The 13,527-nt window shown below is 31.6% G+C and carries 11 protein-coding genes; all 11 read right to left on the reverse strand.

Annotated features, from left to right (window positions below; all coding sequences use genetic code 11):
• Positions 1-53: 53 nt before the first annotated feature.
• The 11 genes from rpoN to ACWJKS_RS15085 all read right to left on the reverse strand — a co-directional run bounded on the left by rpoN (position 54) and on the right by ACWJKS_RS15085 (position 13,271).
• The gene (gene rpoN / locus ACWJKS_RS15035; protein ID WP_187351418.1) at positions 54-1,424 is read right to left on the reverse strand and encodes an RNA polymerase factor sigma-54; all 1,371 of its coding nucleotides are present in this window, start codon (positions 1,422-1,424) and stop codon (positions 54-56) included.
• A 189-nt stretch (positions 1,425-1,613) separates the two neighbouring features.
• A complete protein-coding gene (locus tag ACWJKS_RS15040; protein ID WP_216301896.1) occupies positions 1,614-2,546 on the reverse strand; it encodes an ABC transporter permease in 933 nt (310 codons plus the stop codon).
• Positions 2,539-3,645, reverse strand: a complete 1,107-nt coding sequence (locus ACWJKS_RS15045; protein ID WP_216301895.1) for an ABC transporter permease — start codon at positions 3,643-3,645, stop codon at positions 2,539-2,541. The genes ACWJKS_RS15040 and ACWJKS_RS15045 overlap by 8 nt, the downstream gene beginning before the upstream one ends.
• On the reverse strand, positions 3,638-5,179 hold the full coding sequence (locus ACWJKS_RS15050) for an ABC transporter ATP-binding protein (RefSeq protein WP_462955223.1): 1,542 nt from the start codon (positions 5,177-5,179) through the stop codon (positions 3,638-3,640). Before ACWJKS_RS15050 ends, ACWJKS_RS15045 begins: the two co-directional genes overlap by 8 nt.
• Before the next feature lie 161 nt (positions 5,180-5,340).
• The gene (locus ACWJKS_RS15055) at positions 5,341-6,423 is read right to left on the reverse strand and encodes a BMP family lipoprotein (RefSeq protein ID WP_216301893.1); all 1,083 of its coding nucleotides are present in this window, start codon (positions 6,421-6,423) and stop codon (positions 5,341-5,343) included.
• 274 nt (positions 6,424-6,697) lie between these two features.
• Positions 6,698-7,621 carry a thioredoxin-disulfide reductase gene (gene trxB / locus ACWJKS_RS15060; protein WP_462959879.1) on the reverse strand — a complete coding sequence of 308 codons (924 nt, stop codon included), beginning with the start codon at positions 7,619-7,621 and terminating at the stop codon, positions 6,698-6,700.
• Between the two features lie 41 nt (positions 7,622-7,662).
• Positions 7,663-8,502, reverse strand: coding sequence for a DegV family protein (locus ACWJKS_RS15065; RefSeq protein ID WP_216301891.1), 840 nt, complete (start codon positions 8,500-8,502; stop codon positions 7,663-7,665).
• Between the two features lie 55 nt (positions 8,503-8,557).
• Positions 8,558-9,025: a tRNA (cytidine(34)-2'-O)-methyltransferase gene (locus ACWJKS_RS15070; protein ID WP_216301890.1), complete on the reverse strand. Its 468-nt coding sequence runs from the start codon at positions 9,023-9,025 to the stop codon at positions 8,558-8,560.
• 133 nt (positions 9,026-9,158) lie between these two features.
• Positions 9,159-10,721: a MutS-related protein gene (locus ACWJKS_RS15075; protein ID WP_462959880.1), complete on the reverse strand. Its 1,563-nt coding sequence runs from the start codon at positions 10,719-10,721 to the stop codon at positions 9,159-9,161.
• 166 nt (positions 10,722-10,887) lie between these two features.
• Positions 10,888-11,478: a response regulator gene (locus ACWJKS_RS15080; RefSeq protein WP_220286097.1), complete on the reverse strand. Its 591-nt coding sequence runs from the start codon at positions 11,476-11,478 to the stop codon at positions 10,888-10,890.
• A complete protein-coding gene (locus ACWJKS_RS15085; protein ID WP_462959881.1) occupies positions 11,475-13,271 on the reverse strand; it encodes an ATP-binding protein in 1,797 nt (598 codons plus the stop codon). The genes ACWJKS_RS15080 and ACWJKS_RS15085 overlap by 4 nt, the downstream gene beginning before the upstream one ends.
• Positions 13,272-13,527: the final 256 nt, after the last annotated feature.

Raw genomic sequence — 13,527 nt, forward strand, 5'->3', positions numbered from 1 at the left:
TGTTAACATTTTGTTAACGGCATGATTAAATCATCTCCTGCGTAGCTGAAATATTAAAATCTTTTCCGCTTACAAGAACTTTTAATTTCAAGTTCTTCCCTATATTTTGCTACAGTTCTTCTTGAAATATTCATCCCTTCTACATTTAATCGATTACAAATAATTTGATCTGATAAGGGCTTCTTTTGGTCCTCATTATACACCATTTCTTTAATAGTTTTCTTAATATTAGTTGTGGATACATCCTCACCACCTACAATTGACGCAATGCCATTAGTAAACAAGTCTTTTATTTTAATGACTTTCCCGTTATTTATACTAACATATTTCTCCCTAATTGCACGGCTTATAGTAGATTCATGCATTTCTAAATTGTTAGCAATCTTTTTAAGCGTCATTGGTTTTAAATATTCAGCGCCTTTATCGAAATATTCCTTTTGAACTGCCAAAATATCTTCCAAAACTCTATATACAGTGTTTTTCCTTTGTTCAATACTTTTAATAAGAAACACTGCGCTATTAATTTTATCTTTTACATATTCTACAGCTTCTATATCATTTTCATTTTTAATAATTTCTTTATACAAACTATTTATATTCAATTTAGGAAGTACATCTTCATTCATAGAAATAAAATATTGGTCATCAATTTTATTAATATAAGCATCAGGCACAATATACTTAACCGTCTCACCAGTATAAAATCCTCTTGACGGCTTAGGCTCTAAAGTTTTTATTATATCTCCATATTTTTGAACCTCAGAAATTTTAACATTTAGTTCCTTAGCTATATCATTGTATTTATTTTCTCCCAATAATTCTAAATACTTATCAATGATTATATAAATATTTTCATCATCTATCCCCAGATTATGTAATTGAATCCTTAAACATTCCCTTAGGTTCCTAGCTCCAATTCCTTGTGGCTCTAAAGATTGGAAAATTTCAAGTGCAATTTCAGCATTCTCGTTTGTTATTCCGAGCTCCCTACATATATCAGATAAATCTTCCGATAAATAACCTTTGGTATCTAAGTTCTCCACCATATATTTGCATATTTCTAAAATTTCATACTGCTCTGTTAGTTCTCCTATTTGCTCTTTAAGATAATCCTTAAGAGATTTTTCCTCTGCAATATAATAAAATGGCGAAATTTCCTCATTTTCATTCTTTGCAGCATAACTCTTTACTTTATAATCATCCTTGCCAAGATATTTAATTATTTCTTTATAATCAAATTCATTATTGTTATTACTTTTGTGGTTTTGCAAGTCTTTTTCCTCCAGCACTGGATTCTCTTGCATCTCTTTATTTACATATTGTCCTAGCTCATACGCTGACATTTGAAGAAGTTTAACAGACATTTGCATTTCTTGAGTCATTATTAATTTTTGTTCTTGAATCAAATTTAAACCAAAATTAATGTTCATTTTATTATCACCTCATCTTTGGTTGCTATTTATTTTCATGTACCTCTCATATTATAAATATTATAACATAGCTAATGATATAAACCTAGATTATGCATTAAGCTAGAAATAAAAATAAAAAATCTCAGCACAAATTTCTACAACAGCAGAAAACGTAAGCTAAGATTTTTTATTTTTAAAATATTATCTAGATCCTTTAACATATGGTTTACCACTCGCAAGGGGGCCTGTTGTTTTTCCAACAAATCCTGCAAGTGCAATCATGGTAAGTACATATGGAATAACATCATATACTTCTGTAGGTAAATTCCAGCTAAGTCCCTGTGCAAAAATATTAAATGCACTACCAAAGGCAAATAACAAACTAGCCCCAAGCGCTCCGAAAGGTTTCCAATTACCGAAAATAACAGCCGCTAAGGCAATAAATCCACGTCCTGCAACCATTCCTTCTCTGTAAAGTGGTGTTATTCCCAGGGATAATGCTGCTCCACCGAGCCCTGCTAGCATTCCTGATAAAATAACACATAAATATCTTATCTTATAAACATTTATTCCTAAAGTATCAGCCGCCTTTGGATGTTCTCCTACAGCTCTAATTCTAAGTCCTAAAGGTGTTTTATATAGTATATAATGCGAAACAAATACTAAAATAATCGCGAGTATTACAAACCAGTTTAGCTGCGATATTAAATTGCCTATTATTGGTATATTTTTAATCCAATCCGGTATGTTATATGAAAGTCCTGTTACTATATCTGTTTGGCCACCTTTACCACCAAATAACTTAAATATTAAGAAACTCGCAAGGGCAGTAGAAAAAAGATTTATAGCAGTACCTGAGATTACTTGATCTGCACGCAAATGTATGCTCAGCACAGCGTGTATTAGTCCCAAAACACCCCCTGCTATCACCCCAAAAAGTATTCCCATTGCTGGACTTCCAGTGGTGTAACTTCCATATACCGCAAAGAAAGCGCCTATTACCATCATACCTTCGAGGCCTATATTAACCACACCTGATTTTTCTGAAAATATACCACCCAGTGCTGCAAAAATTAGAGGCGTAGCTATTCTTAAAGTTTGCGCAAACAAATTAATTAAAATAACACTACTCATTTGTAATCGCCCCCTTCTTTTTCTTCTCAGAGAAGTATTTAACAATATAATCTGTTGCTACAAATATAATAATTATAGCTTGGATTAAATAAACTATTTCTTTTGGTATTCCGTTTAATTGAAGGGTTCTAGAACTACTATTTAATGTTCCAAATAATAAAGCTGATGCTATACATCCAATAGGATTGCTCTTTGCAAGTAAAGCAACTGCAATTCCATCAAACCCATAAGAGGGAAGTGCCATGAAATCTTTTGCATTATGAAGCACGCCTGCAACATGCGTTGCCCCACCAACTCCGGCTATTGCACCAGAAATCACCATAGCCAAAACAGTATTTTTCGCTACATTAATCCCACCATATTCTGCAGCATGTGGATTTATACCAACTGCTCTTATTTCGTAACCAACAGTGGTTTTCCATAATAACCAGAATATAAAGATAGCTACTGCTATGGCAAGGAATATACTAATATTAGCTCCACTACCGCTAACAAACCTATGAATTTCTGCACTCTCTTGTATATTAGGAGTACTTGCTTTACCTTCCACTCCAAAACTAGTTCTTAAAATAATAAAATTGGCTAAAGCCATAGATATATAATTCATCATAATTGTGTTAATAACTTCATGAGTGCCTACTTTAGCCTTTAAATATCCCGGGATTGCTCCCCATACTCCTCCGGCTAAAAGTCCTGCTAAAATAACTAAAACTATATGAATTACTGGATTTAGTCCTGGCAATGTTCCAACAACAGCAGCTGCCATCATTCCAAGTATAAATTGACCAGCAACACCTATATTAAATAATCCACATTTAAATGCTACAGCATTTGCAACTCCTGTAAATATTAATGGAGTAACTTCTGAAAGGGTAACGAAGGTTACTCTAGTATTACCAAACCCACCTTTATATATAAGTCCAAATAAATCACCTAAAGCTGAAAAGTATTGTAATATAGAATATCCTTTTGCCCACATTACAAAGAATACAGCAACAAATATAGAAACGATTATAGAAAAGAAAGGGAAAGCAAGTGTTTTAATGATATTTTTTGCTATACTTACAAAATTACTATTTTCACTTTCTACTTTATTCATTATCTTTAGCTCCTTCCGGTGTTTTATTTAGATTACCACCAGCCATAAGTATACCAAGTTTTTTCTCTGTTGCATCACATCTATCGAGTATATCTACTATTCTGCCATCATACATTACGGCAATTCTATCTGATAATGCCATTATTTCATCAAGTTCTAATGATACTAATAAAATCGCCTTACCCTTATCACGTTCTACAACTAATCTTTTGTGAATATATTCAATTGCACCAACGTCAAGACCTCTCGTAGGTTGTGCTGCTATTAATAATTCCGGATCTTTTGAAATTTCTCTAGCTGCTATAAGTTTTTGTTGATTACCACCTGATAATGATTCCGCATTTACATCTGCATTTGGAGTTCTAATATCAAATTCGCTAATAAGTTCATCACAGTGTTTTCTAATTTCTTTGTAATTCATAACTATGCCTTTACTGAAGGGTGCATTTTTATGAATTCCAAGCACTGAGTTTTCAAATAGAGAATAATCTAATATAAGCCCTCTTTTATGCCTATCTTCTGGTATATGGCCGACACCTACTGACATAATATCTCTTGGTGACTTACCATATGTATTTTTACCGTTTATTATAATGCTTCCACTCTTAGGCTTTTGAAGTCCAGTTAAAACTTCTAACAGTTGAGATTGACCATTTCCATCAACACCAGCTATCCCAAGAATTTCTCCACCATATACTGCTAAGTTTAAATTTTGTACTGCAGGTAATCCTCTGTGATCACTTGCACAAAGATTTTCAATTTTCAATATTTCGCCGCGAATTTGAGCAGGATTTTTCTCTACAGTTAGATTAACTTTTCTGCCTACCATAAGCTGCGCTAATTCGTCTATACTTGTTTCTTTAGTCTTTACTGTTCCAGTTACTGCACCTCGCCTAATTATAGTAACTCTATCACTCATACTCATAACCTCTTTTAATTTATGAGTTATCAGTATTACGGATTTTCCTTCTTTTTCAAGATTTTCAATTATGATTCCGAGTTCCTCAATTTCCTTTGGTGTTAAAACTGCTGTAGGCTCATCTAATATTAAAATTTGTGCACCTCTATATAGCGCCTTTAGTATCTCTACCTTTTGTTGTTGCCCTACAGAAATATCTTCTATAACCGCGCTTGGGTCTATTGCGAAACCGTACCTTTCTGAAATTTCTTTAACATCATGTATCGCTTTGCCCATATCAATTTTGAATCCTTTTTTAGGTTCAATACCCAACACAATATTTTCCGCAACAGTAAAATTATGTACAAGCATAAAATGTTGATGAACCATTCCTATACCTAACTTGATAGCATCATTTGGAGTAGATATATTCACTAGGTTACCGCTTACATAAATCTCGCCTTCTTCTTGTTTATATAGACCATAGAGAATATTCATAAGGGTTGTTTTTCCTGCGCCATTTTCACCAAGAAGAACGTGTGTTTCGCCTCTTAATAGTTCAAAATTTATGTTGTCATTGGCAATGGTTCCTGGAAAAATCTTTGTTATGCCCTTCATTTCAATTACCTTTTCCATTGGATTTCCTCCTTAAAAAGATTATTCATCACCTGTGGTGCTGACATCATCTTCACCTAAAATTTTCATTATTCTTAGAAAGAGCTAGATGTAACACATCTAGCTCTTATTGTATACTAAAAACCATAAATCAGTAAATGAAAATTTTTATTTATTGATTTTTATTTAAAATCCATTGCTCCTTTTCTATTTACTGGAACAACTGTTTCTCCAGCTATAACTTTATCTTCATATTTTTTAACTTCATCCAAAACATCTTTTGGTACGTTTTTATTAGATGTATCAGCTATTCCTACGCCTTTTTCTTTTAACCCAAGATTAGTAACTGTACCACCTTTAAATTCGTTTTTAATTTGAGCTTTAGCTTGATTGTAAGTTGCTGTATCAACTCTTTTTATCATACTTGAAAGTATAATATCAGAATACTGTGGAACTGTTAAAGATTGATCCATATCAACTCCTATAGCCCAAACTGTCTTCCCTCCATCTTTTAATTCTTTAGCCGCTTTAAATAAACCAAGTCCAACTCCCGCTGCTGCATGATAAATTACGTCGCAACCGCCTTGATATAATGATTTAGATAATTCATAACCTTTTGCTGAATCATTGTAACTATCTGCATATTTTACAGTTGTTCCTGCACTCTTACCATCTATGCTCAATAATCCTTTTGCAGCTTCTGGATTAACTGCTTTAACACCAGCTGCAAACCCAACTTCAAATCTATTTATTAATTCATTATCTTTTCCACCAATAAATCCAATTTTATTAGTTTTAGTCATTTTCCCAGCAATAATTCCCATTAAAAAAGATCCTTCTTGCTCTTTAAAAGTAATTGATGCTACGTTTGGAAGATCAACAACTGAGTCTATAATTGTAAAGTTTTTATCAGTATGAGTTTTAGCAACCTCTGTCATTGCATCTGCAATTTGATATCCAACAGCAAAAGTTAGATTTGAACCCTCTTCGACTAATGACTCTAAATTTGCTGAATAATCCTCTTTCTTTTGAGCTTCAAGAGCATGGTACGTGAAACCGTCTTCAGATTGCGCCTTTTTAACCCCTTCATCTGCTGATTGGTTAAATGCCTTGTCGTTTAATCCACCTTCATCAGTAGAAAGTCCTACAACTACAGTACTTTTTTGTGTATTTTTTACAGCTTCCTTCTTAGTTCCACAGCCAGCAAACAATGTTGTAACTATTGCCATTGATGTAAGTACTGCAACTATCTTTCTTTTATTCATAATAAATTCCTCCCTAAGTAATTAACTAATTAATTAAACAATATTATTGCTTCGCAGTATGTATTCTATAAACATTAAAAAAATCCTTTTTATTTTAGAATATTTTTATTTGTAATCTTTATCTGATGCTAAAGTATATTATATGCTATATATAGATTTTTTATTACTTGCCTATGTTTTTATTTAAAACTAATTATTACAATTTTAAAGTATTTTTTTAGAAAGGACACTCATAACTGAAATTATGGGTATTCCTTCCGAATTTACAAACTAATTAAATCATATTTTCAATGTAATATTCAGCATGGGTAGATGCTATCGCCCCATCTGCTGCTGCTGTAATTATTTGTCTTAGTAATTTTGCTCTTATATCTCCTGCAGCGTATACTCCAGGTATATTAGTTCTCATTTCTTCATCAGTGATAATTTCGCCTCGTTTATTCATGGTAATCTTCCCTTTAAACAATTCCGAAATTGGAAGGTATCCTACAAATACAAAACATCCATCTGCTTTTAAATCGTGAGTTTCACCAGTTTTAATATTTTTAAGTACTAATCCCTCCAAGCTTTCTTCGCCCTTAGCCTCCGTAACTACTGTATTCCAAACAAACTTTATTTTTGGATTATTAAAAGCTTTTTCTTGAAGTGACTTAGCAGCTCTGAGCTCTGCTCTTCTATGTATTACTGTAACACTTTTCCCAAATTTAGTTAAGTATATAGCTTCAGATATAGCTGAATCTCCACCTCCTAGCACTGCAATGTCTAAATCTTCAAAGAAGTCAGCATCACAAGTTGCACAATAAGAAACTCCTTTCCCTCTTAATTCTATTTCATTTTTAAATCCACCAAGTCTTGGGCTCGCTCCCGAGGAAATTATAATTGTTTTAGCCTTGTAAGTTTCTTTCATACATTTGATTAACTTAATGTCACCTTCGAGCTCAACTTGCATAACCTCTTCTTTAACGAATTGTGTTCCAAATTCTTTCGCTTGCTGTTTCATTCGCTTGCTTAATGATGCCCCTGTACAATCTTCAATGGAGCCTGGGTAATTATCTATTTCATTAGTTGTAGCAACCTGTCCACCAAACTCTCCTCTTTCAATAATTAAAGTGTCCATTTTTGATCTTGATGCATAAATGCCAGCAGATAATCCTGCAGGTCCGCCGCCAATAATTATAGTATCATAAATATGTACCATACGCTTAACCTCCTCACTTTTTTATTTACTTAGTAAAAATTTCAATATTCTTCAACGTAAAAAATGCCACAGGCACCTTCACCTGCATGTGTCCCCACAACGCATCCAACCGAGCATTCTATAAAGTCCATTTCACGTTCACTCATATGAGACCTCAAACTCCCTAGAATATCTCGGTCACTAGCTTGCAATAGAATACTTGTCTCTCCACTTCTAGTCCCTGTTTGCTCTAAATTTTTCAAAATAGTTTTTATTGCTTTTTTGCTTCCACGAACTTTATCTATTACGGCCATTTCACCATCTTTTACAGTTAAAATTAATTTTATCCCGAGTAGCCCGCCTATCGCTCCAGCAGTTTTAGACAATCGACCACCTTTAACTAAATTATTTAATGAATCAAAAGCAAGCGCACTTTTCACATGAGGTATTGTTTGTTTAACTTTTTCTTCTATTTCAAATATATTACATCCCTCTTCTTTTAATTTACAGGCTTTTAAAACCAAAATTCCAAGACCTGATGTAACATTATAACTATCAATTGTGATAATATCTTCTGATGATAACATGCTTTTAGCCATACATGAAGATTGATAAGTCCCACTCATTTTTGAAGATAAATGAATAGAAACTATCTTATATCCCTCATCTAAATATTTTTTATAGCATTCATAGAATCTATGTGGGTTTACCTGAGTGGTCACAGGGAACTGCTCAGAATTATTCATTTTATATAAATATTCTTGTAAACTAATATCCTCGCCATCCCTGTAAGTTTTGTTTTCTATGTTCACGAGTAGTGGTAAAACTTCTATATTATACTTATCAATAATGTCTTTATTTAAATCGCACGTACTATCTGTTATGATTTTAATCTTTTCCATTCCTATCTCCTTGTTCGTCTCTTGGGGATATAACAGTTGTTAATTGCTATGCACCTTATTTCATATTCTTAAACCCTATTTGCCTAAGTGCTTCATATGTCACAATAGCTACTGTATTGGAAAGATTAAGGGACCTAGTTGTGCTATTTATCATAGGCACTTTTATACACCTTTCAGGATCGCTACCACGAACATTATCTGGAAGGCCTGATGACTCTCGACCAAAAATTATAAAATCCCCGTCTTTATATTTTACATCTGAATATAATTTTGAAGCTCTTGTTGTAGAATAGTAGAAAGTTGACTCTTTATATTTTTCTCTAAGAGCTTCATATGTATCATGTATCTCTAAACTCAAATAAGGCCAGTAATCGAGTCCCGCTCTTTTAAGTTGCTTCTCCTCTAAACTAAATCCTAAAGGTTTTATAAGATGAAGTTTGCAATCAGTTAGTACGCAAGTTCTTCCTATATTACCAGTGTTTTGTGGAATTTCCGGTTGAAATAAAACTATATTTAAATTCACAATAAATCCTCCTTACCCTTCTTTTTCAGTATAAAACATATAAATATCTAAAACCATATTACCCTAAGTATAGCTAATAGTAAAGATGCAGCTAGTCTACATTCTCTGGGTTATATCATCACCTGTGGTGCTACTATAATAATTTCTCTATGGTCTCAGCTCTTTTAAACGATCTAGATATTATTTTCTTTGGATAACCCATGTACTCTAAAAGTTTTATAGCATTTCTTGTTTGAGAAACTCCTTTTTTTATCTTATAATCAAAACTTAATCCTTTACTCGTATCAACCTTTTCACTAAAATAATAAAACTCATAATTTTCTTTTAGAATGTTCACTAATTCTCTATCATGAGTCGCTACAATAGAAACAGATTTTCCATTGTTTATGTATGTTAGTATTTCCGCCGACATTGAAATTCTCTCTATTGGATTTGTACCCCTAAATATCTCATCTATTGGGCAAAATACAGCTGCATCCTTTTCTAGCGCTTTGATTATTCTAAGAATTGCTTCCGCCTCTGCCATATAGAAACTTTTTCCCTTTGTTAAATCATCATTAGGGCTAATTGATGTAACTATGTTAAAAAAAGGAGCTTCGTAACTCTTAGCCAAAACAAAATCAAAGCATTGAGCCAAAATTATATTTACCCCTAGCATTCTTAGAAAAGTCGACTTCCCTGCCATATTTGTGCCCGTAAGCACAATACCTCCATTTTCTATGTTAATTGAGTTTGCAACAGCCTTGTCTATGAGAGGATGTATTCCCTCTTTTATAGTTAACTTAACCGGCTTTATAAACTTAGGTTTTACATACTGCTCACCTAAATTATGCTTATAACCCGCGATAGAAATTAAGGCTTCTACTTCACCAACTGCACCGTAAAGGTCCATTAAAACTTCTTTTTCTTCTTTTATCCTATGAGATATAGAATAATAAGCAGTTTCTTCAAGGAGAAATATAACAGATATGAATTCAAACAATCCTTGCCACATATTTATAAATCCTATTAATCTTATGTTTCTATCTATATCCTTTACAGATTTAAGCATTATCGTTATCTTATCTTTATAATAAACAATATCTTTATTATTTATGCTTACAATTTTTTTAGCTGCCTTAATATTTTTTTGCAGATAAAAAATGCCATTAGATTTAATTTGCCTTACTTCCGAAGAGTTTATTAGCATATTAATAGACGCGATTCCAAACAAAACTATCATAAATTTAATATTCACAAATATGGCAAGCAAGATCGCTATTAATGGTAATATCTTTCCAATAAAAGTATAAATATAATATTTAGTTTTATTTATTATAAGGTCAGTTTCAATCATATCTAGAAAACTATTTTTTATATCACTACCTAATTCAAGGAAAATGCACTGAAGGCTTTCTCTTAATCTGTCATTTTCTTTAAATGACTGAATTAGTTTCCCCCTTTTTTTCAATTTTTCTTCCTTCATTAAAGGATTTCTAAGCATTGTGTATAAAGCGGCTTCTCCAGGGCTACTATATGCTCTATCCAATTTTTCGTACACCTTATTCATATCTAAATCGTCCCATGTTTGATTATCTAAGGTATATTCATCTTTTTTATGTATACTAAAAAACTTCTTAATCTTCTTAAAATCTCTTTTCTTATCCATATCTCCCTTATAATCACTTCTTATTGAATGTAAATACCTATTACTCATAGTAAAATACTCCTTTAGTTTTTTTTAAACTATTTCATCTAAACTACATTATAGCAAAATCCGATACATATTTCCAATGTTTATTATAAATAAATAAGTTCTGAACCCTTGATAATCAAGAGTTTCATAACTTTCATATACACTTAATCCTATATATGTAGAAGTCTTAAAATAATTTTGCTATAGCAGCAAATCTTTCAGCCTCTTTATAATTTTTCTCACACTGGTTACACTCCCCTATTAATCCATATATCTTGCCGTTGTATGGATTAATATAAAGTGCAGTTTTTAAACTTCCTAATGCTTGAGTACAATTACCTTTAGCCATTTGATTTTCAGCTTTATTAATATAATAGTTTTCATCCTTAACCCCTTCTATAAGTTCGGGCTTTATTTTAACTAAATCCTTTAGCAGTGAATCTATCCTTTTAACAGAAAAGGGTTTTTGAAGATAAGTTACAGCACCAAGTTTTGTACAATCTATAGCATTTTTCACTGTGGCAAAGGCTGTCATAATAATTACTGGACAAGATATATTCATAGATCGTATTTGTCTTAAAACCTCTGTACCAGTCATTTCTGGCATTCTAATATCTAAAAATATAAGATCTAAATCTTTCTTTTCTTCAATTATTATTTCAAGTGCATTTTTTCCATTACCTGTAGATATAACCTCACATCCTCGTGATTCTAAACATGTTGTTAACAGCACCCTTATATTTTTTGTGTCATCTGCAACTAAAATTTTACTTTTCATAACGCACGCCCCTTTTTATTTCTAGAAATAGGAAGGGTAAATGTAAAGATACTACCCACATCAAGTTCACTTTCACACCATATAGTTCCCTTATGGGCATCCACTATTTCCTTGGCAATAGAAAGTCCAAGACCTACGCTCCCAGACCAATAATCATTACTTTTAATTTGCACGAATTTCTCAAAAACTTTATCTTTATATTCGGTTGGCATTCCTTCACCAGTGTCTTTGACAAATAAATGAACCATATTGTTTTTCAAATAAGAACCTATGGATATCACATCTCCTAAATTAGAATGTTTAAAGGAGTTTGAGACTAGGTTATTTAACAGCCATTCTAATTTTTCCTTGTCACCAAGGACAAGAGGAAGTTTCTTTTGTTCATAGTTCATTTTAATACCCAGAGATTTTGCTTGTGCCTCATAGGATTTACAACAATTTTCTATAATATTTTTAATATTACAAGGTTTAATATTAAAAATAGTTCTATCAGATTGAATACGAGATAACCGAAGAAGATTAGTCACTAAATCTGAAAGTTTTTCACCATCTTCTTTTATGGTGTCTAACACTGTTACTTGTTTTTCATTGAGCTTGCCAATATGTTTATCATGAATAAGTTCAATACCAATCATAATTGAGGTAAGCGGAGTTTTAAATTCATGAGATACAGTATCAATAAAATCTATCTTTATTTTTTCTAATTGTTTTAATTCAGTAACATTTTTCATCAAAATAACTACACCATCTATTCCTAAACTACTATCTTTAATTGGATTTACTGTAGTATTAAAAAAATATGTTTTTCCCTTTGTAGACACTTTTATAGTTTTCTCTTCATTTTGCAAGTTATTAATTACTGAAAAAACATGATCATAAAGATCAAAATTTCGAATACTATCTAAAAAATGTGTGTTAACCACTTCATTTTCTTTAATATTAAAAAAATTTTCACAGGACTTATTAAGAAGCATGATTCTAAAATTCACATCCAGCACTATTATTGGATCAGGAATACTTTTAACTATAGTAAGAGACCTATTTTTCTCTGCCATTAAAGAACCTTTACTACTTTTTTCATATTCAAAAAGCTTTCTAGTCATTTCATTAAATTCAGTAGCAAGCGTTCCTATTTCATCGTTATAAAATACGGGAGCTTGAGTGCTTAAATCCCCATTTTTAACGGATTGAATAGTACGGATAAGAGCTCTTATAGGCTTCAGTGCCCGATTTATATAAAAAATAGATATAATAAAGCCTATTATTATTATGGGAATAGATAATAGATTAAAGCAAATACAAAAAAAGCTAACCTGCTTAACTTTAATTTTATCTTTAATTATAGTTTTTTTTCTAATTTCAACAATATCTCTTAGGTCTTTTTTCACATCATTAGCAGATAAAATCATTGATGAATTATGAGTTTTAATAGAATCAATGGTATTGGTTTTTGTATCAATTTGAGAATAGAGTTTTACAAATTTAAGATAGTTTGTATTGATTTTATTCATTAATATCTTCTCATTTAGATTTGTAACTCGGGCACTTTCCGTATTAAAATACATATAAAATTTTTGATTGTTGTCATAAAATAAATTAACGCTATTTTGGTAATCATTTTGAAATATTGCTTTAAGTTGATTATCAATGCATTCATCCATATTATTTGATGAATCTACAATTTTGTAACTATCCAGTTCAACATTATCTATGGATCTTCTTACTTCAAATATATTATAAATTGATACAGCACTAACTAAAGTAATAATTATAGTTAGAACTATGTAAAACACTGCAATTTTCCCTCTCAAAGTCTTAATAGAAAACCCCTCCCAATCAAGTAACTTTTTAGTGATTCAATGTATTTTATGGTTATATTTGTGAATTAGTCAACTAACACTCTACACATTAAATTGGATTAATTCTATGTAAAAGTAAGCATACCCTCTGTGAAGTTCCTATTTTGAACTATAGTAAGATAAATATTCTTAAAATATAAATTTAACAAACAACTAATTTTCAACTATACTTCAATGCATACGGAATAAA

The sequence above is a fragment of the Clostridium sp. CM038 genome (assembly GCF_055081105.1).